20 protein-coding genes are annotated in these 20,972 nt (G+C 41.7%); 12 read left to right on the top strand and 8 right to left on the bottom strand.

Features of this window, described 5'->3' with window-relative positions:
- The first annotated feature begins 186 nt into the window (after positions 1–186).
- From lpdA to AN213_RS04585, 6 genes are all read left to right on the top strand, one after another.
- The gene (gene lpdA / locus AN213_RS04560) at positions 187–1,611 is read left to right on the top strand and encodes a dihydrolipoyl dehydrogenase (protein WP_054562783.1); all 1,425 of its coding nucleotides are present in this window, start codon (positions 187–189) and stop codon (positions 1,609–1,611) included.
- A 209-nt stretch (positions 1,612–1,820) separates the two neighbouring features.
- Positions 1,821–2,483, top strand: a complete 663-nt coding sequence (locus AN213_RS04565) for a tRNA-uridine aminocarboxypropyltransferase (protein ID WP_055197840.1) — start codon at positions 1,821–1,823, stop codon at positions 2,481–2,483.
- 790 nt (positions 2,484–3,273) lie between these two features.
- A complete protein-coding gene (locus tag AN213_RS04570; RefSeq protein WP_055197654.1) occupies positions 3,274–4,278 on the top strand; it encodes a Fe(3+) ABC transporter substrate-binding protein in 1,005 nt (334 codons plus the stop codon).
- A gap of 77 nt (positions 4,279–4,355) precedes the next feature.
- Positions 4,356–5,990, top strand: a complete 1,635-nt coding sequence (locus tag AN213_RS04575; protein ID WP_054562781.1) for an iron ABC transporter permease — start codon at positions 4,356–4,358, stop codon at positions 5,988–5,990.
- Entirely contained in the window at positions 5,987–7,030 is a 1,044-nt protein-coding gene (locus tag AN213_RS04580; RefSeq protein ID WP_054562780.1) for an ABC transporter ATP-binding protein, read from the top strand. The genes AN213_RS04575 and AN213_RS04580 overlap by 4 nt, the downstream gene beginning before the upstream one ends.
- A gap of 61 nt (positions 7,031–7,091) precedes the next feature.
- Positions 7,092–7,991 carry a Dyp-type peroxidase gene (locus AN213_RS04585; protein ID WP_054562779.1) on the top strand — a complete coding sequence of 300 codons (900 nt, stop codon included), beginning with the start codon at positions 7,092–7,094 and terminating at the stop codon, positions 7,989–7,991.
- On the opposite strand, the gene argR is transcribed toward AN213_RS04585, so the two are convergent.
- Complete coding sequence (gene argR, locus AN213_RS04590) at positions 7,988–8,455, bottom strand: transcriptional regulator ArgR (RefSeq protein WP_054551012.1); 468 nt, start codon at positions 8,453–8,455, stop codon at positions 7,988–7,990. The genes AN213_RS04585 and argR overlap by 4 nt on opposite strands.
- 225 nt (positions 8,456–8,680) lie before the next feature.
- Between argR and mdh the strand changes: the two genes are divergently transcribed.
- Positions 8,681–9,616 (top strand): malate dehydrogenase, encoded by a 936-nt coding sequence (mdh, locus tag AN213_RS04595; protein ID WP_054562778.1) that lies wholly within the window; start codon positions 8,681–8,683, stop codon positions 9,614–9,616.
- A gap of 89 nt (positions 9,617–9,705) precedes the next feature.
- On the opposite strand, the gene ispB is transcribed toward mdh, so the two are convergent.
- Complete coding sequence (gene ispB, locus AN213_RS04600) at positions 9,706–10,677, bottom strand: octaprenyl diphosphate synthase (protein WP_054562777.1); 972 nt, start codon at positions 10,675–10,677, stop codon at positions 9,706–9,708.
- Positions 10,678–11,088: 411 nt separating this feature from the next.
- Between ispB and rplU the strand changes: the two genes are divergently transcribed.
- The 5 genes from rplU to AN213_RS04625 all read left to right on the top strand — a co-directional run bounded on the left by rplU (position 11,089) and on the right by AN213_RS04625 (position 13,996).
- A complete protein-coding gene (gene rplU / locus AN213_RS04605) occupies positions 11,089–11,400 on the top strand; it encodes a 50S ribosomal protein L21 (RefSeq protein WP_036965957.1) in 312 nt (103 codons plus the stop codon).
- Between the two features lie 16 nt (positions 11,401–11,416).
- The gene (gene rpmA, locus AN213_RS04610) at positions 11,417–11,674 is read left to right on the top strand and encodes a 50S ribosomal protein L27 (RefSeq protein WP_054551015.1); all 258 of its coding nucleotides are present in this window, start codon (positions 11,417–11,419) and stop codon (positions 11,672–11,674) included.
- Positions 11,675–11,824: 150 nt separating this feature from the next.
- Positions 11,825–12,979, top strand: a complete 1,155-nt coding sequence (cgtA, locus tag AN213_RS04615; protein ID WP_054562776.1) for an Obg family GTPase CgtA — start codon at positions 11,825–11,827, stop codon at positions 12,977–12,979.
- Positions 12,980–13,059: 80 nt separating this feature from the next.
- Positions 13,060–13,539, top strand: a complete 480-nt coding sequence (gene folA / locus AN213_RS04620; RefSeq protein ID WP_082401652.1) for a type 3 dihydrofolate reductase — start codon at positions 13,060–13,062, stop codon at positions 13,537–13,539.
- 79 nt (positions 13,540–13,618) lie between these two features.
- Positions 13,619–13,996, top strand: coding sequence for a DUF3718 domain-containing protein (locus AN213_RS04625; protein WP_054562775.1), 378 nt, complete (start codon positions 13,619–13,621; stop codon positions 13,994–13,996).
- Between the two features lie 500 nt (positions 13,997–14,496).
- Here AN213_RS04625 and AN213_RS04630 read toward each other — a convergent pair whose 3' ends face one another.
- From AN213_RS04630 to surA, 6 genes are all read right to left on the bottom strand, one after another.
- Positions 14,497–16,512 (bottom strand): methyl-accepting chemotaxis protein, encoded by a 2,016-nt coding sequence (locus AN213_RS04630; protein ID WP_054562774.1) that lies wholly within the window; start codon positions 16,510–16,512, stop codon positions 14,497–14,499.
- A gap of 141 nt (positions 16,513–16,653) precedes the next feature.
- Complete coding sequence (locus AN213_RS04635; protein WP_055197656.1) at positions 16,654–17,469, bottom strand: symmetrical bis(5'-nucleosyl)-tetraphosphatase; 816 nt, start codon at positions 17,467–17,469, stop codon at positions 16,654–16,656.
- Between the two features lie 6 nt (positions 17,470–17,475).
- Positions 17,476–17,865, bottom strand: coding sequence for a Co2+/Mg2+ efflux protein ApaG (gene apaG, locus AN213_RS04640; RefSeq protein WP_054550996.1), 390 nt, complete (start codon positions 17,863–17,865; stop codon positions 17,476–17,478).
- The gene (rsmA, locus tag AN213_RS04645) at positions 17,849–18,655 is read right to left on the bottom strand and encodes a 16S rRNA (adenine(1518)-N(6)/adenine(1519)-N(6))-dimethyltransferase RsmA (protein WP_054550997.1); all 807 of its coding nucleotides are present in this window, start codon (positions 18,653–18,655) and stop codon (positions 17,849–17,851) included. The genes apaG and rsmA overlap by 17 nt, the downstream gene beginning before the upstream one ends.
- Positions 18,652–19,644, bottom strand: a complete 993-nt coding sequence (gene pdxA / locus AN213_RS04650) for a 4-hydroxythreonine-4-phosphate dehydrogenase PdxA (RefSeq protein ID WP_055197658.1) — start codon at positions 19,642–19,644, stop codon at positions 18,652–18,654. Before pdxA ends, rsmA begins: the two co-directional genes overlap by 4 nt.
- Positions 19,645–19,649: 5 nt before the next feature.
- A complete protein-coding gene (surA, locus tag AN213_RS04655; protein ID WP_055197660.1) occupies positions 19,650–20,942 on the bottom strand; it encodes a peptidylprolyl isomerase SurA in 1,293 nt (430 codons plus the stop codon).
- Between the last annotated feature and the right edge of the window lie 30 nt (positions 20,943–20,972).

Genomic DNA, 20,972 nt, shown 5'->3' on the forward strand with positions numbered 1-20,972 from the left:
GTCTCATAATTTATAAGAATCAAATCCCAGCAAGTTGTTTTTTGCTGGGATTTTTACCATTGGCAATGATACAATCTTTGCCATAGAACAATCTTGGTATAGATATCTGCTCTCCCTTTCTGCCTTGCAGAAACATGGCAGTTAAACTTAGGGGCAGTGTCCCGTTCAAACATTTAAGGTAATAGCATGAGCAACGAATTAAAAACTCAAGTTGTTGTACTAGGCGGTGGTCCTGGTGGTTATTCTGCGGCTTTCCGTGCTGCTGACTTGGGCTTAGAAGTTACACTGGTAGAATCTCGCAACACATTAGGCGGTGTATGTCTAAATGTGGGTTGTATTCCTTCAAAAGCACTTTTACACGTAGCTAAAGTGATTGATGACGCAGCTGAAATGTCATCTCACGGCGTTACTTTTGGCAAGCCTGAAATCGACCTAGACAAAATCCGTGATTGGAAAGAGTCTGTAATCGGTCAACTAACTGGCGGCCTAGACGGCATGGCTAAAATGCGTAAAGTGAAAGTAGTTAGCGGCTACGGTAAATTCACTGGCAGCAACACACTTGCTGTTGAAGGTGAAGACGGTACAACAACAATCACTTTTGACAATGCTATTATTGCAGCGGGTTCTCAACCTGTTAACTTACCTTTCATCCCTGAAGATGACCGTGTAATTGACTCAACTGGTGCGCTAGAGCTTAAAGACGTTCCTGAGAAGCTACTAGTTTTAGGTGGTGGTATCATCGGTCTTGAAATGGGTACTGTATACCGTGCACTAGGTTCTGAAATCGACGTAGTTGAGTTTGCTGATCAATTAGTACCAGCAGCTGATAAAGACGTTATCAAGATCTACCAAAAATACGTTAAGAACAAGTTCAACGTAATGCTTTCTACTAAAGTTGTTGGCGTTGAAGCGAAAGAAGACGGTCTATACGTTTCATTCGAAGGCAAAAACGCACCAGCTGACGCAGTACGTTACGACAAAGTACTTGTTGCTGTTGGTCGTACACCTAACGGTAAATTACTTGACGCTGATAAAGCAGGCGTTAACGTTGATGAGCGCGGTTTCATCAATGTTGATAAGCAGCTTAAAACAAACGTTGATCACATCTTCGCTATCGGTGATATCGTTGGTCAACCAATGCTTGCGCACAAAGCGGTTCACGAAGCTCACGTTGCTGCAGAAGTTATCTCTGGTCAGAAACACTTCTTCGATCCTAAGTGCATTCCTTCAATCGCATACACAGATCCAGAAATCGCATGGGTTGGTGTAACTGAGAAAGAAGCAAAAGAGCAAGGCTTAAGCATCGAAACTGCTGTATTCCCTTGGGCTGCTTCTGGCCGTGCAATTGCTTCAGCACGTACTGAAGGTCAAACTAAGCTAATCTTCGATAAAGACTCTGGTCGTGTTATCGGTGGTGCTATGGTTGGTATCAACGCAGGTGAAATGCTAGGTGAAATCGGCTTAGCAGTTGAAATGGGCGCAGACGGTGAAGACCTAGCGTTAACTATTCACGCTCACCCAACATTAAACGAATCAATCGGTCTAGCTGCTGAAATCTTCGAAGGTTCAATCACTGACCTTCCAAACAAAAAAGCAGTTAAAAAGAAGTAAGTTCTTTTGACTAATCTTTTTAAAAACCCAGCCCCGGCTGGGTTTTTTGTTTTCTTAACTATAAGCTTTAAGATCTAGCTGCTTATAGCCTATAGCTTGCAGCTTAATACTTAGATTAATATCTATTCCCCATATTTTTAGCTACAATACGCGCCGTTTAATTTTCTGGTAAATACGCAGTGGCTACTATCTCAAATAATTCAGTGTTAATGCTTCGTGCTCAGCAAATGACTGAGTCTCGTCGTGAATTTAAAGCGCGAGGAGCAAAGCTAACGCGTTGTGAGCGTTGTTTATTAGCGGAACACTATTGTATTTGTGAAGGCGTTGAGCAAGCTCAGTGTGATGCCGCGGTCTGTTTACTTATGTACCATAATGAGAGTTTTAAGCCGTCAAATACTGGCCGTTTAATTGCTGAAATCGTGCCAGATAACCATGCCTTTAAGTGGGATAGAACAAATCCAGATGAAGCCTTATTAAGCTTGTTGGCAAATCCTCAGTATCAGCCTATGGTTATTTTTCCTGCCAGCGATGTTGACGACGAAGAGCGCGTGATCACCGAAGTAACTCCTGTTGAAGGTAAGCGTCCTTTGTTTATCTTTTTAGATGGGACTTGGCGCGAAGCAAAGAAAATGATCCGTAAAAGCCCTTATCTAGATAATTTTCCTGTGCTTTCAATTACGCCTGAAAAGCTATCTGATTATCGATTACGTGTTGCTCCGCATGAGCATCAGTTAGGCACCGCTGAGGTGGCTATTATGGTACTTGCCCTTGCGGGTGAAGACGAGGCTACACAAAAGCTTGAGCAACATTTTATTAAGTTTAGAGATGCTTATCTGCTAGGTAAGCGTAATAAGGGACGCCCAGAGCAATAACTCTTTACTAAATTTTAGGCAAAAGAAAAGCGCGTACTATCTCTAGTCGCGCTTGCGGAATCTTCTTAATTTTTTGCATCCTGCAATTGAATCTAATCAACTCCCTAAACTTTGCCAATCCATGCGATTACACTTTACTTATTGGTTCTGTGCAATATAAGGCAATCCCGCCTTGTTTCCTTGTTAGTCCTTTACATCCATGCTGGTAATTACTTTACCACTCCCTTACGTGCCATCCTGACACTATCCCTCTGTTTGCAAATCCATTGCGATGCCCTAACGGCCTGTCCTTTATTCCACTTTTTGAACTTCCTGTATAACAACGTCCTGTTGTCATGCCATTCCACATCATCCTGATGTTGTCCGTAGGTTGTCACTCCATTGCGTTACTCTTCCTGAGCCTGTCCTTGATTCCTTATTCTCCTAATGAACCTTATTCCGCGGTATTATGAGTAATGCTTCCTTATCCATCTACTCATTAAGATTCTTGCTTAGTTGATGTAAGTAATTATAGAGAAATGGGCGAAGCTGAGTAGGTCAAAATCTTACTTAATCTGCTGGTTATTTTATTGTCATTTAAAAGATGTTTTTGTATTTCAAGTACTTATGTTATTTTGTGCAGTGTTTGCTGGTGGTTTTTACTCAATAACTGCCATGTGGGTGAGATATGTCTTACATGCAAATTCCTAAATGGCAGTTAGGTTGATTGAAATATAAGTTTAAACGGGTGCACTTTGCCCTAACTCTAGGTAAAATATTTTGATAATTGTTACTATTTAGGTGCTATAAAATGAAGAAAACAGCCTTAGTATTACTTAGCGCATTATTAAGCGCGCCTACATTCGCTGCAGATGTAGTAAATATTTACTCGTTTCGTCAACCATTCTTAATTCAGCCTATTTTGGATGATTTCACTAAGCAAACAGGTATTAAAACTAATGTGGTTTTTGCCAAAAAAGGTTTGATTGAGCGTGTAAAGCGTGAAGGTAAGCACAGTAAGGCTGATTTAGTATTAACCTCAAATTTTAGTGCGCTGATTCAATTAGAAGATTTAGGCTTAACGCAATCAATTAATAGTGATGTGGTTAATGCGAATGTGCCAAGCACTTTTCGTGATGCCGACGGTCAATGGATAGCACTTACTAAACGTGTACGTAATGTTTACTCTGCAAAAGAGCGTGTTGGTGCACTTGCTGAATTAACTTACGAGGATTTAGCCGATCCAAAATACAAAGGTAAGATCTGCACTCGATCTGGTAAACACCCTTACAATTTAGGTTTAGTTGCTTCTATGGTTGCTCACCATGGCGAAGCAAAAACTAAGCAATGGCTTGAGGGCGTAAAAGCCAATTTAGCACGTAAGCCGCAAGGTAATGACAGAGCGCAAGTCAAAGCCGTAAAAGAAGGTTTATGCGATCTGGCGTTAGGCAACAGCTATTATTTTGGCAAAATGATGCAAGATGAGCAGCAAAAATCATGGGCTGAAGCGGTTTATATTAACTTCCCTAACCAAACAAACCGTGGCTCTCATATCAATGTATCGGGCGTTGTTATGACCCGTTATGCTAAAAACCCTGAAAATGCCTTGAAACTGGTTGAGTATATGACCGACAATAAGGCGCAAAATATGTATGCTTCAGTTAATATGGAATACCCCGTAAAGCAAGGGGTTGCATTATCTGAGATGGTTGCATCATGGGGTGAGTTTAAAGAAGATAGCCTTCCTCTTGATGAGATCAGCAAATATCGCCCTGTGGCACTGAAGCTGATTGACGAAGTAAAGTTTGATTTATAACGAGGATATTTCTCGTAACACATTTTTATAAAAGCTGTTTTTTAACAGCTTTTATTTTATCTGGTATTAATCCACTTATGCATGTGAAGTTTTCGCTGTCGCGTTGGCAGCTTATAGCCTGGCTTATTGGCCTGTTGCTTGTTACGCCATTAGGCTTTTTACTATTTGAATCTCTGCAAGGAGATTCAGATGTATTTCAGCACCTTTTCGATACTGTGCTGTGGGATTATACCCGTAATACTCTCATACTCATTGCAGGGGTAGGGCTGCTGAGCTGTGTAATAGCATTGCCGTTAGCTTGGTTAACTGCATATTGTGAGTTTCCTGGGCGTAAGCAATTTGAATGGGCATTAATGCTGCCATTAGCAATGCCAACTTATCTAATCGCCTATGTGTATACCGACTTGCTTGATTACGCTGGGCCAGTACAAATCGCCCTTCGAGACTGGTTTGGTTGGCAGTCACCAGACGATTACTGGTTTTTTGATATTCGTACATTATCTGGGGCTATTATTATGATTGCCTTGGTACTCTATCCTTACTTATTCCTTATTTTTAAAACGGCACTCAGAGAGCAGTCTTTTAAACTAGTACAAGCTAGTCAGCTGATGGGTCTATCACCATTACAAAGCTTTTTACGCGTTAGTTTGCCTCTTGGTCGTGGGGCGATTGTGGCAGGGGTTACATTAATCAGTATGGAGGCCATGGCTGATTTTGCTACCGTCAATTACTTTGCTGTAAGTACGCTCACTACCGCTGTATACGATACGTGGCTTGGCTATTACTCATTAACGGCAGCGGCGAAAATTTCAGGTATCATGTTATTGATTTTGTTTTTAACCATTATGGTTGAACGCTTTAGTCGTCGCAATCAAGCTGTGTATGAACGTCAGTCAAGCGTTAACAGTGCAACCTTGTATCGCTTAAAAGGCAGTGCCGCATGGGCTGCAAGCTTGGCTTGCACAGTTGTGCTGGTATTGGCTTTTATCCTACCGGTTGGGGTGTTAGTTAAATACGCCATTGTCTATGCAGATGAAGCATGGAATGGGGCATTTTTTAATTACGCTTGGCAAAGTTTTAAAGTGGCTGTTGTGGTGAGCATTGCAACTATCCTATTGAGCTTATTGGTATTGTTTTATCAGCGCATTGCGAAACAAGCTTACCCTTTGATCCCAGGACGTTTAGCAAGTACTGGCTACGCCTTACCTGGTACTGTGTTAGCTATTGCCGTATTACTACCATTAACTCAGCTGGATGATGCGTTAAACAATTGGCTTGAGCCTTTTGGTTTATCACCAGGGTTACTTTTGAGCGGCACTTTATTTGCGATGATTTTTGCTTATGTTGTACGTTTTTATGCGATTGCGCATGGCGCGCTTGAAAGCAGTTTTTTACGTATTAGCCCATCGCTAGATATGGCCAGTCAATCAATGGGCAAAGGGCCCTTACAAACCCTTTGGCGAGTACATTTACCGCTATTAAAACGCGGCATTCTAACAGCTGGCTTGTTAGTGTTTATTGAATGCATGAAAGAGTTACCTGCGGCTTTATTACTCAGACCTTTTAATTTTGAAACCCTGGCAACTCATGTTTTTCAATATGTTAGTGATGAGCAATTGGAGCTTGCGTCAATTTCAGCCTTGTTTATCGTGTTAGTTGGGTTAATCCCTTTGTATTTCGTTAATCGTTCGATGGAGCAAAATCACTCATGAGTCATTTGATAATTAAAGACTTAGCTTATCAGTACAATGCGACTCAGGTGTTGAGTGAACTAAACCTCAATGTTGAACAAGATGAAATCGTCTGTTTACTTGGCGCAAGTGGCTGCGGCAAAACTACTACCTTAAAGGCAATTGCCGGGATTTTACAACCTGAGCAAGGCTATATGAGTATTGATTCAAAAGTGGTTAACGATAGTGGGCTGTTTGTTGCACCGGAAAAACGTAATATTGGCATGATGTTCCAAGACTATGCGTTGTTTCCTCATTTAACTGTAAGCGACAACATTGCGTTTGGCCTAAGCAATATGAGTAAAGCGCAAAAGCGCGAGCGTGTAGATGAAATGCTTAGCCTTGTTAAACTCGATGGTTGTGCACAGCGATATCCGCATCAGCTTTCTGGTGGACAGCAGCAACGAGTGGCAATAGCCCGTGCACTTGCTTACAAACCAAGTTTATTACTACTTGATGAGCCATTTTCGAATATTGATACACAAGTGCGTTTTGAGCTTATTGCCGATATACGTCGCATTATTAAAGATCAGCAGGTTTCTGCGGTATTTGTTACCCACTCGAAGGAAGAAGCTTTCGCGTTTGCCGACACGCTTGCGGTTATGCATGGTGGAAAAATCGCCCAACAAGGCTCTCCTGAGCAGTTATTTAGCCAACCTAACTCAAAGGTGGTTGCAGAGTTTCTTGGTACGGGCATATACTTAACGGCAAAAGTATTAACGCCAACTGAATATGAGACGGCGTTTGGTGTGGTTCACTCTTTGACGGCGAACAATGCAGATTGTCAGCAAGGCCAAGTGTATATAAGGCCGCATCATATTCAGTTGTGTGAAGCTGCGCACAGTGACGCAAACAGTTTAACTATCTTGCACAGGCGCTTTATCGGTACGCGTTATGTTTATCGTATCAATATTGCAGGGCAAGAGTGTGAAGTTGCTGCAGAGCAAGACCGCGTGTTAGCTGTTGAGCAGCCTGTAAAAATAAAAATAATGCCGCACACAGTCAATTTTTTTCATGATTAGTAATAAATAACAATCTTGAATCCTTGGCTTTGTGCAAATAACGAGAAGCTAAGGATTCACTATGGCGCAAGCGCAATCTGGGATTTGTGCTGAAGCAAACTTACATGGTTTGCACCTGTTTTTTAATGTTTACGATGGCCATGATGAGTCATTACGTAAAAAACTAAAACGCGTTAGCGTCATTCAAGATGAGTTTGCTGATCAGTTCTCAGAAGCCATGCTATCGTGTGTGGTTGCCCTTGGCGCTCAGTATTGGCCGCATATTCTGCCCGAGTTTATCCCTAGCCAATTGCAAAGCTTTCCGAATGTGACTCATAGTGAGCATGTGATTAGTGCGCAGCCATTTGACTTGTTTGTGCAAATTCGTTCAGACCGTGAAGATGTAAACCATCTATTTGCTCTGCAAATTCTAAAATTATTAACACCGGATGTTGAGCTTGTGGAGCAGGTCCGTAATTTTCGGTTTTTAGATGGACGTGATTTTAACGGCTTTATTTATGCAGGCGATACACCCCATGGCCGTCAAAAACGTAGTACAGCACTTATCGATAAACCGGGTCACTTTGAAGACCAAGGCAGTTATATTCATGTTCAGCGTTTTGTGCATGATTTGAGTGTCTGGCAGCATTTATCGTTGTCTGAGCAAGAGCAAATCATGGGGCGCACGCGTCTAGATAATACCTTGATTGTGCCTGCTGTAGAAACCAGTCATGCGGTTCGTAGTGAATTAAAAGATGAGCATGGCCAGCCACTTTTGCTAAACCAAAGCATGCCATTTGGTGATGTGCATAAGCAGGGAATTTTAATGGTTTCGTGTGCTGCGCAAGGGGATGCGTTTGAGCAGGTATTAAAGAGTCGCTTGGGGCAGGGCGATTGCTATGATCATTGGCTCGATTTTACTCAAGCCGATATGGGATCTGCGTTTTTCGCCCCGTCAGTAAACTTCTTAAAGCAACTTTAAACGGTATCGAATAAAGTGCGTACGCGATCAAGCGTTACATCGATTTCAGAAATCTTCGCAGGGGCGATAAAAATAGTGTCGTCGCCTGCAATGGTACCGAGTACACCATCCGCCTTACCGAGTGAATCAAGTAAACGAGCAATTAATTGTGCTGCGCCTGGACTGGTGCGAATAATAATCATCATTTCGTTATGCATAATATCAATAACAAGCTGACGCAGTGGGCTTTTCGCTGTTGGCACACCCATTTCAGCCGGTAAGCAATAGACCATTTCTTGTTTTGCATTACGAGTACGTACTGCACCGAACTTGCTTAACATGCGAGAGACTTTACTTTGACTAATATTATCAAAGCCTTGCTCTTTTAATGCTTCGACAATCTCACCTTGTGAGCCGAAGTTTTCTTCTTTTAATAGCGCCTTAAACGCTTTGATCAGTGCTTCTTGTTTGTCTTGTGGTTGCATGTTGCCGTTTCTTTATTCATAAAATGTAGGGTAATTCTACACAACTCTGCATATTTATGCAGTATTAGTTTACAAAGTCGTCCAAAATGCTGTGTCTTTACAGCCAAGTTTACAACTATGGTCGAAATTATACGCGAAATAAGCAGGATAAATTTGTTTTTAGTCGCTAATTTCATTATCTTTAGGGCCACAAATATTTCCTACCTCAAATTACGGAGAATTCCAATGAAAGTTGCTGTTTTAGGCGCAGCTGGCGGTATCGGCCAAGCATTGTCTTTATTATTAAAAACAAGTTTACCTGCAGGTTCTGAATTATCGTTATACGATGTTGCCCCTGTTGTTCCTGGTGTAGCGGTTGATCTTTCTCACATCCCAACAGACGTTAAAGTTGAAGGCTTTGGTGCTGACAGCCTAGACGCAGCATTAGCTGGTTGTGATATCGTTCTTATCCCAGCGGGTATGCCACGTAAGCCAGGCATGGACCGTGCGGACCTTTTCAACGTAAACGCAGGTATCATCAAAACATTAGCTGAAGGCATCGTTAAAAACTGCCCTAAAGCGTTAGTAGGTATTATCACTAACCCAGTAAACGGCACAGTGCCAATCGTTGCTGAAGTATTCAAAAAAGCGGGTACTTACGATGCTAACCGTGTATTCGGTATCACAACGCTTGACGTGATCCGTTCAGAAGCATTTGTTGCTGAACTTAAAGGTTTAAGCGCAACTGACGTTAAAGTTCCAGTGATCGGCGGTCACTCAGGTACTACAATCCTTCCTCTTCTTTCTCAAGTTGAAGGTGTTACTTTCACTGACGAAGAAGTTGCAGCATTAACTCCACGTATCCAAAACGCAGGTACTGAAGTTGTTAACGCTAAAGCGGGTGGCGGCTCAGCAACTCTTTCTATGGGTGCTGCAGCAGCACGCTTCTGTATGTCTTTAGTTAAAGGCTTACAAGGTGAAGAAGTAGTTGATTACGCATACGTTGCAGTTGAAAACGGTGACGCAGCATACTTCGCACACCCAGTTCGTCTAGGTAAGAACGGCGTTGAAGAAATCCTTTCTTACGGTGAGTTAAGTGCATTCGAAGAGCAAGCTAAAAACGACATGCTAGCTACACTTAACAAAGACATCCAGGAAGGTGTTGATTTCATCAACGGTTAATTCCGACAGATGATAGGCGATTTTTTAAATCGCCGAAAACAAAAAAGCCTGCAAATGCAGGCTTTTTTAATGGCTCGAATAAATAGCGTTTAGTGATCGCGGGCAACGGCGATACGGGCCAAACTCTCTAAGGCTTGTTTGTACGGTGTGTCTGGTAAGAACGCAATACAAGCAATTGCTTTGTCAGCTTCTTGCTCAGCTTTTTGCATTGCAAACTCAAGGGCCTTAGTGTCAGCTAATGCCGCTAGAATGCTCTCTAAGTGGTCCATACCATTACCAAGCTCAATTGCTTCGCGTACTAGCTTAACTTGCTCTGGTGTGCCTTTTTGCATTGCGTAGATAAGCGGTAGGGTAGGTTTACCTTCAGCTAAATCATCGCCAATGTTTTTACCAAGTTGCTCGGCATCAGCATTGTAATCTAGAACATCATCCACTAATTGGAATGCAGTGCCAAGATGCATTCCGTATAAGTTTAATGCTTCAAGGGTTTGTTCGTCTTGCTCGGTAATAATTGCAGCAAGGCCGGTTGCAGCTTCGAACAATTTTGCCGTTTTGCTGTAAATAACCTGCATATAGCTTTGTTCTGTCGTGTCAGGGTCATTACAATTCATTAGCTGTAATACTTCGCCTTCAGCGATGACATTGGTTGCATCAGCTAAAATTTGCATGATTGGCATTTTACCTAGGCCAACCATAAGCTGAAATGAACGTGTATAGATAAAGTCACCCACCAAAACGCTCGCTGCATTACCAAACTCTGCGTTGGCTGTAGGCGTACCACGGCGCAAATGTGACTCGTCGACAACGTCGTCATGCAATAAAGTTGCGGTATGAATAAATTCGATGATAGTGGCAAGCGTAATATGGTCTTTGCCCTCATAACCAAGTGCTTTTGCCGCTAAAATGGCCAACATAGGACGAACGCGTTTACCGCCACTGTTTACTATGTATAAACCGAGTTGGTTAACCAATGCGACATCTGAGCGCATTTGGGCATGTATAAGTTGATTGACGTCATCCATTTCATTTTCGATTAACGTCTGGATAGCTTTTATATCCATTGATCTCCGAGCCAATATTTATGGGTATACGGGGCTGATTGTACAACAAAAAAAGCGCTTGCTCGATATTTTGTGATGATTCAGTAAAAAAACACTGTAAAGTTTTTTATTTGAGATCAATTTAGCCAAGATAAATTTATAGTCTTGATTAATAAGTGATCAGCTTTTTTGAATTTTCAAGGTGCGTATTATTAGCGTAATTTAATTGTCATGAGATCGTAAAAACCGCTTGGCATGTGGTGTTTTTAGGATAGAATAGGGGAAAATATTGAATTGCTCTCAATGCAGCTATTTTTTATTCATTTTATCGAAAAAGAGGCTTGCTAGTTTTTGCACATTAGCGTAAACTTCGCGCCCTATTGAAGAATATTTTAGTTGCGTCGATTTGAGGGCGCACAGACGGAGTTAATTATGTACGCGGTTTTCCAAAGTGGTGGTAAACAGCACCGTGTGACTGAAGGTCAAACAATTCGTCTTGAGAAATTAGACGTTGAAACTGGTGCAGCAGTTGAATTTGATTCAGTACTTTTAGTTGCTGATGGTGAGAAAATCGAGATCGGTGTACCGTTCGTAAACGGTGGTAAAGTAACAGCTGAGGTTGTTTCACACGGTCGCGGTGAGAAAGTTAAGATTGTTAAATTTAGACGTCGTAAGCATTCTCGTAAGCAAATGGGCCATCGTCAATGGTTCACTGAAGTTAAAATCACTGGCATTAGCGCTTAATTAGAGGTACTGAGAAATGGCACATAAAAAAGCAGCTGGTAGTACTCGTAACGGTCGCGATTCAGAAAGCAAACGCCTAGGTGTTAAGCGTTTTGGTGGCGAATCAGTTCTAGCGGGTAGCATCATTGTTCGTCAACGTGGTACTCGTTTCCACGCTGGCGCAAACGTAGGTATCGGTAAAGACCACACTATCTTCGCAAAAGCAGATGGTAAAGTTCAATTCGAACAGAAAGGTCCTTTAAACCGTAAATACGTAAATATCGTAGCTGAGTAATCATCTCGATATTTGAAAAACCCCGCCTTTGCGGGGTTTTTTGTTTTAAGGCTCATAAATATATACCTAAGCGCCTTGGCATTGGGTGCTGAATAAGGCACTTAGGTATATAATAGAGTTATTAACAAGCCAATCTTAAAGTGAGTAATCATGAAGTTTGTAGATGAAGTAGAAATTCGTTGTGACGCGGGTGATGGCGGCAGCGGTGTCGTATCTTTCCGACGTGAAAAATATGTACCAGATGGCGGTCCTGATGGCGGCGACGGCGGCGATGGCGGCAGCGTTTATCTACAAGCCGATGAAAACTTAAATACGTTAATTGATTACCAATTTGAGCGTTTTCATAAAGCAGAGCGCGGCACAAATGGCCAAAGCCGTAACATGACTGGTAAAAAAGGCGCTGATTTAACGCTTAAGGTGCCTGTTGGTACACGTATCATTGATGTTGATACTGAAGAGTCATTAGGTGATTTAACCCAGCATGGTCAAAAGGTTGTTGTTGCAAAAGGTGGTTTCCATGGCTTGGGGAACGCACGTTTTAAATCAAGTACAAACCGTGCGCCACGTCAAAAAACACTAGGTACACCTGGTGAAGTTCGCAGCTTACGCTTAGAGCTAATGCTACTTGCTGATGTTGGCTTACTTGGTTTACCAAATGCTGGTAAATCAACGTTTATCCGCAGTGTTTCTGCAGCTAAACCAAAAGTGGCAGATTACCCGTTTACGACGCTTATTCCTAATCTTGGTGTAGTACGCCCAGATGCGAATAAGTCATTTGTAATTGCTGATATTCCAGGTCTAATCGAAGGGGCTTCAGATGGTGCAGGCCTTGGTATTCGCTTCTTAAAGCACTTAGAGCGTTGTCGTGTATTACTGCATATCATTGATGTTATGCCTGTTGATGGCACAAATCCGGTTGATAATGCCTTTGCGATTATTAATGAGCTACACCAATATAGCCCTAAGCTTGCTGAAAAGCCGCGCTGGTTAGTATTTAACAAAATTGACCTATTACCAGAAGATGAAGCTGAAGCGCTGTGTAATGAAATTGCCGAAGAGCTAGGTGAAGAGGTTAATGTTTACCGTATCTCTGCAGCAAATAAGCAAAATACTCAAGCACTATGTCATGACATTATGGCGCTACTTGATAGTATGCCGAAAGAGAAATTCGCTGAAGAAGAGAAAGAAGAAGTTGAATTTAAGTGGGATACTTATCATCAGAAAGCAACATCTCAAGACGATGATGATTGGGATGACGACTGGGATGATGATGACTACGATGTAGAAGTTATCTACCAACGATAAAATTTTAAAACTGAAAAGGAGCCATGCGCTCCTTTTTTATTAATAAGAAAAAAGTATTAAGGTTTAGTGTGAAAATTTCAATGATTGCTGCTATGGCAAATAACCGAGTAATTGGCCAAGACAACCAAATGCCATGGCATTTACCCGCCGATCTGCAACACTTTAAAAAAGTAACCATGGCAAAGCCTGTGATCATGGGCCGTAAAACATTTGAATCAATAGGTCGGCCTTTACCAGGTCGTCAAAATATTATTATCACGCGTAATGCTGATTACACAGCTGAAGGTATTGAGGTGGTTACTTCACCAGAGGCTGCGCTGGAATTGGTTGCTGATGTTGAAGAAGTAATGATTATAGGTGGCGGAAATATATACGAACAATTTCTATCTCAAGCAGATCGTCTATACTTAACATTCATCGACCTTGAAGTGGCCGGTGATACGCAGTTTCCAGATTACGAAAGTGTTGCTAATTGGACAGTTGCCGAGCAAGAAAAGCATCAGCCTGATAACAAAAACCCTTACTCGTATACTTTTGTAACCCTGTATAAAAACTCGTAACATTATTGCGGTAAAATTAATTAGTTGGTACAATATTACACAATCTTGGTAAGAAGAAAGTATTACATAAGGGCAAAATATGATGAAGTTACCAAATATGTTACTTGCAGCGGCTGTTGTTTCAGCGTCAGTTGCGTATACAGCACCAGCAAAAGCTGATGATCAATTAGCGGTTTCTATCTGTGAGTACATCGCAGCTGATGATAAAAACCGTTTACGTAGTAAGCTTAAAAGCTCACGTGTGAAAATTCGTAACATCTTTGATGCTGTAAAATGTAACGGCAACAATATGCTTCGTCATGCAATTGAAAGCGGCGCTGCGGATGCTGGTGAATACATCGTTAAGAACTTATCTAAAAGCTCTTTAGCAGACGGTGCAGACATCGCATGGGCAGAATCAAACGGCCACGGTGGTTCTCCACTAATCGCTGTTATTAAAGACCGCGCAGGCCTTTAATTGAAACGCCAATAGAATTTAAGAAACCGCACTCGTTGCGGTTTTTTTATGCCTGAAAAACGCTTCGTTAACTTCATACCAATCCGCAATAATACTTAATCATTTTGAGGGATTAAACCTATCGCTATCTGCGTTAAAAATTTCTGATTTAGAGCAACTAAATAACGAAATTTTTGCCTTGCTATCAACGAGGTTTTATTGCTACTTAATTAAGCGAATTGGTATCATACCTACTCGCAATAATTCGTTATTATTTTGTATTAAATAATGCGCCTGCATGGGGGAGGTAGGAAAATATTAAGAGTAATCACCTCCAAAAGATCATTTAATTAAGCGAATTGCTATGAATACATACAAAAAACCGTGTTTGTTTTCACAAACACGGCTTCTATCTTTGTTAACTCGTAACTCGTAACTCGTAACTCGTAACTCGTAACTCGTANNNCGTAACTCGTAACTCGTAACTCGTAACTCGTAACTCGTAACTCGTTTACAGCTTCTTAAACTTTAAACGCGTCTACCGATAAACGTAGTTCTTCCGCTAATTTAGCAACTTCTGAACTTGAAATATTGGTTTGGTTTGCGCCCTCAGCTGTTTGCTCTGCAATTGCCACAATTGACTCTAAGCGTTCGCTAATTTCTTGCGATACTTGTTGCTGTTCGTGAGCGGCTGTCGAGATCTCTTCACTTACGTTGTGAGCTTGCGCAACGGCTGCTGTGATTGAATCAAGGGCGGTATTTGCAAGGTCTGATTGCTCAACACACGACTCAGCTTGTTGCTTACCTTTCGACATTGCCGATACAGCAGCTTCAGCGCCAACCTGAAGCGATTCAATCATAGCTTGAATCTCTTGAGTCGACTCTTGTGTTTTGCTTGCTAGAGAACGTACCTCGTCAGCAACTACGGCGAAGCCTCGGCCTTGTTCGCCAGCACGTGCAGCTTCAATGGCTGCATTCAGTGCAAGTAGGTTTGTTTGCTCTGCAATGCCACGAATAACATCTAAGATGCCACCAATTGATGCGCTATCTTTGTGTAGCTTATTGATAACTTGTGATGCATCATCAACTTCACGAGCAAGTTGTTCAATAGTCGCTTTGTTTTGCGAAGAAATACCTTTAACACGGTCAGCTTCTTTATCTGCGTTCTTGATTTCACTAAGTGCCTGTTGAGCACTGCTGCTTACCGCTTGTGATGTGCTGCTCATTTCCGTGGTTGCTGTAGCAGCTTGTTCTACTTGCGCTTGTTGATTACGAATAGCTTGGCTTGATTCTTCAGTGATTGCTGAAGTTTCTTCAGATGCAGCTGCAAGCTGTGTAGAGCGAGAGATAATGCCTTGAATAAGCGTACGTAAACTTTCGATTAGCGTATTACAACTACGTGATAGCTCACCAAACTCGTCTTTAGCAGAGTCGTCTAGGCGTTGAGTCATATCGCCGCTAGCAACAATATCAAGAATACGGTTTACTTCAGAAAGTGGTTTAGTAATACGGCTAACAGTAATTGCTGCAACAGCAATTGCAATTAAAGTGGCGATAACCATGGCAATCCAAGTCCAGATGGTTGCTGTAGATACGTTACCACTTACATCTTGCTGTAAGTCAAAAGCAAGTACAGTTGCTTGGTCAACAAGCTCTTTAAGTTGTTTTAGGGCTTCAGTTGTTGATTTCTCTGCATTTGCAAGTTCAGCTTGAGTTTGTGCAATTGCATCAATTAAACGCTTTTTATTTGCTGATAGGCTGTTGTTGCCACGTACGTTATTTACAAGGTTTTCAACATAACTGTTTAGGTCATTATATAAATCAGCATTACTTTCAATGATAGCTGGGCGAATAAGGCCAAGGCTGCGCTCAACCTCTTCTAAGTAATAAACTTGTTCGTTTTTCACGATATCTAACGTGTTAAGAGTTTTAACCGTTAGCATATCGGTACTGTTAGTCACTACCGACTGGAAGTTGTTTTCCATGTTGTTAGCAGCTTGGTAGGCACGTGAATGGTTCTCTTCAAGACCATCAATATCAATTATATCAAGCACAACAGAGTTAGCATCTTCTGCGCTGATCTCAATATCTTCAAGCTGGGTGCGCAGCGTATTGTTAAGTTCAAGTTGAGTTTGTTTATCCTTAAAAAGGTTATCGACAGACTTGGCAAAGCGCTTATAAGTTTGCTCAACTTCTTGACTGCTTTGTTTTAATTTAGGGTCGTTACTCACTATTTGTTGTAGGTCTTGATAAGAGCTATCGTAACGCTTTTTCTGTTCGGTAAAGTTCTTGCGAATAGTTGCTAATTCATCTTGTGATGTAGTGTAAAAACTAGCTTGCGCTGATTTACTCATCAGGATGAATTCAACCTGCAACTCATAACTTTTGTCGAGGGCCGGTAATGACAGCTGATTAACTCGCTGTGTCGATTGATCAATGTTGGTAATTCTGATCAACGAGTTACCACCAATAAATAGCAGGAGTAACGTAATAACAATAAAGCCACCCCAAATACGCTGTCTAACGGTCAAGTTCATATGTAATTCCAGAAAATAGTACTAATCAACACTTATCGGCAAGGTTGCCAATTAGTTAAGTATTTAAATTTAATTAGCTTAAAATTAAATTAACTTTAATTGTTATAAATCTAACAGATGTTCAGCTATTTTTCAGTTTATTTAGATAAAAGAGTGGGATTTTTCGACAAAACAGTCTTTTTTGCTGAGTTCCATGAGGGTCATCGCGCCTCCCCATACACAGCCAGTGTCGAGGGCATGAATATTTTCGGCTTTAACTTTACCTTCTAAAGCAGCCCAATGACCAAATGTGATCTGTTGCTTGAGCTTACTTATACTCGGATGCTCAAACCAAGGGATTATTGAGCTATCTTCACTAATGCTGGTTTTATTGCTGAAATCGAGTTCACCAAGCAAATTAACGAAGCGCATGCGCGTGAAGTAATTAACGATATAACGAAATTTAGCCTCGTTAGGTAGCGTTGATTGCCATTCTAATGGGTGGGGTTCATACATATTGGCAAAGTAATGATAGGCATCACTACCTTGGTAGCAACTTTCGGCAAAGCGAGCGCGTTTTAATGCTTTTTTTATTGACCAATTTGGATTTAAGCCAGCATGGCTTATCAGCATGTCATAGCGTTCAAGCCAAATCGCTAATGGTTGTTGTTGCAAAAAGTGAATATATTCAGGGAGCTTTGGGCTGTCAAAAACACCAGCAAGCTTATCTTTTGGATTTGCTGGTTTATTTAGATAATGACAAGCAATTAGGTGTAAATCATGATTACCAAGAGTAATAGTTACACTGCCTTGCATAGTATGAAGGCGCTCGAGGCAAGCGAGTGAATCTGGACCTCGAGCAACAATATCGCCAACTAAGTAAAGGTGATCTTGGCTTGGGTTGAAGTTGACACGTTTTAGTAACGCATCAAATTCACTATAACAGCCTTGTAAGTCACCAATTGCGTAGTTAGCCATTATTACCTAATGCAATATGTTTGGACGAGCTAAACGAAACACCTCGATTGGCGCTTCGAACTCAGTGCCAAATTCATTACGCATGGTGTAATGGCCTTGCATCGTCCCAACAGGGGTATCAAGCACTGCACCACTGGTGTATTTGTAGCTTTCACCTGGGGCAATGGTAGGTGTTTCACCCACAACCCCTTCACCTTGTACTTCCACTTCTTTACCGTTGGCATCGGTAATTAACCAGTAACGACTCAATAGCTTAGCACTGCATAAACTGTGGTTTTTTATGGTGATTGAGTAAGCAAAAACGTATTTATCTTGTTCAGGCTCTGATTGACCTTCTACATAGAAGGTCTCAACCGACACCTTAATTGGAGAACCTAAATTACTGCTTGTTGTCATAAATCCAATTAGCTATATCAATAAATTGTTGTAAAGACAGGCTTTCAGCACGCAGAGTGATATCAATGCCGATGCTTGTTAGTTCTTCAGCTGTAAGTAAGTTAGATAAACTATTACGCAGAGTCTTACGGCGTTGATTAAAGGCTTCTAAACATACCGTGTTTAGTAACTTCGTGCTTTTAGCTGAACGTTGCTCAGGCTTTTTAGGGATCAAGCGAATAACCGCTGAATCTACTTTAGGTGCTGGTTTAAAGCACTCTGGCGGCACATCAATCACTGGCATTGCGTGACAGTAATATTGCGTCATTACACTTAAGCGACCAAAGGCTTTACTGCCCGGGCCTGCGACCATACGTTTGACCACTTCTTTTTGCAGCATAAAATGCATGTGCTCTACGTTATCTGCGAACTCAAATAAATGGAAGAGCAGTGGGGTCGAAACGTTGTATGGTAAGTTACCAAAAATCTTTAACTTTTCGTCAGACTTGATCAAAGAGCTAAAATCGAATTTCATTGCATCGCCTTGATGCACTGTTAACTTTGGCCCTAAGAATGGGTGGCTCGTTAAACGTTCTGCTAAGTCTTTATCTAGCTCAACAACCGTTAGGTGGCCACTTAAATCAGCGACTGGTTCAGTGATTGCACCAAGACCCGGGCCGATTTCTACTAAATTGTCTTCAGGTTTAGGATCGATAGCCGTGACGATTTTGTCGATGATCATGTCATCGTTTAAAAAGTTTTGACCAAAACGCTTACGAGCGCGGTGTCCTAAATGTACTTTATCTGTCATTGATTCTGTGCTTTTTCATGGGCGAGCTTAATTGCTTCGCGGATCGCTAATTCAAAACTACCTACATCAGCAGTACCTGTGCCGGCTAAATCGAGAGCCGTACCGTGATCTACAGAGGTGCGAATAAATGGCAGGCCAAGGGTGATGTTGACCGAATTGCCGAAACCTTTGTATTTTAGCACAGGTAATCCCTGATCGTGATACATTGCAAGCACGGCATCTGCTTGCGAAAGGTATTTATCTTGGAACAGGGTATCAGCAGGCAATGGTCCAATTAAGTTCATGCCTTGATTATTTAACAGCTCTAAAGTTGGCGCTATGGTATCAATTTCTTCAGTGCCTAAATGACCATCTTCGCCAGCATGTGGATTTAGACCACAGACGAGGATACGCGGTTTTTCAATACCAAACTTAGTTTGTAAGTCATGGTTTAAAATAGTGGCAACTTTACTTAAACGCTCAACGGTGATTGCGCGCGATACATAAGCTAGCGGTATATGCGTTGTAACAAGCGCCACGCGTAAGCCTTCTGTAGCTAACAACATCACTACATCGGCAGTATTCGATTGCTGTGCAAAATACTCAGTGTGGCCGCTGAATGAGATACCTGCTTTGTTGATAATCCCCTTATGCACAGGGCCTGTAACAACAGCGGCAAAGGTACCATCCATATTTTTTTCACTGGCAATGCGCAGTGTATCCAGCACATATTGACCATTGGCGTCATTAAGTACGCCCACTTCAACATCAGAGCCTAAATCTACTTGGTTTAAGTAAACGCTGCCTGCAGGGGCAATGCTTGGTGCTTGGCTGTCATCGAAGTCAATTAAATTGATATCTAAACCAAGCAACTTAGAGCGCTGTTTTAACAGCGCGCCATCAGCAATCACCACCAGTTGGGCATCCCACTGGTGCTGGGCTAACTTGATAAGTAAATCAGGGCCAATACCGGCTGGCTCACCTGGGGTAATTGCAATTCTAATGGTCATAATTTTTATTCTGTTGGGAAAATATCAACGTGCGCTTGTTCACGCATTTCTTGCTGCCAGTTGAAACTTTCTTCTTTAAATTTACGATTAAACAGTAATTGGTGAGCGCGATTACGCTTAGCTTGCTCTGTTTTATCAGCTACACGCTTATCAAGTAGCTGTACAATGTGCCAACCAAACTGTGTTCTGAATGGCTCACTGATTTCATTTTTATCTAGAGAAAGCAGGGTATTTTTGAATTCTGGTACATAGGTGCTTGGATCAGTCCAATCGTACTCACCCCCTTTTAATGCTGAACCCGGATCTTCAGAGTACTCTTTAGCTAGTTCACCAAAGTCAGCTTTACCTTCACGTAGCTCTTTTGCAAAACCTTTTAGCATGTCACGCGCTTTTTCTTCGCTTAAGATGATAGAAGGCTTAATTAAGATGTGGCGTGAACGAACTTCTGTAGTTTCAACAACTTGACGGCCACGAATATCTTGCACTTTAATAATGTGGAAACCAGCGCCAGAACGAAGCGGGCCAACGATATCGTCTTTTTTATGGCCTTTAACTGCTTCAGCAAATAGTGATGGCATTTCGTTAATGCTCATCCAACCTAGCTGACCACCTTCAAGGGCTTTTGAACCGCTAGAAGATGAAATAGCGATACGCTTGAACTCTTTGCCTTCTTTTAAAAACTCGATAACTTTATCTGCTCGAGTTTTGGCACTGGCGATTTCATCAGCTGTCGCATCACTTGGTATATCAATCAAGATGTGACCAATATCATACTCTTCGGCATTCTTACCTTGAGTTTCCATAATTTTTAAAAGGTTATCAATCTCTTGCTCACTAATATATATACGGCGATCGACATTCATACGAGTGACTTGTTGCGTGGTAATTTCTTTACGAATTTCTTCGCGGTAGGCAGGGTAACTGTCCCCAGCTGCTTCAATAGTGCGGCGTAAATCAGCGATTGTACCACCTTGCTCGCGAGCCATATTTTCTAGTGTTTGGTCTAATTGAGAGTCTGAAATTTCCAGGCCCATTCTTGATGCCAGCTGCATCATTAATTCTTGACTAACCAAACGCTCGATTGCTTGAATGCGAAGCGTATCATCAGAAGGTAATTGCTGACCTTGCTCTTGCGCTTGAGTTTTTACGCGATTGATAATGGTGTCTACTTCACTTTGTAAAATAACACCTTGGTTAACTACACCAACGACTTTGTCAATTTCGACAGGTTTTGCGAAAACGCTTTGGCAAAGGCCAACTGTTAATAATGCAGATGCAAATAATTTTTTTAAATTCATACTTTTTCTAATACTCTTGCTAATAGTACT

The organism is Pseudoalteromonas sp. P1-8, from assembly GCF_001399985.1.
In the GTDB taxonomy this organism is placed as follows: domain Bacteria; phylum Pseudomonadota; class Gammaproteobacteria; order Enterobacterales; family Alteromonadaceae; genus Pseudoalteromonas.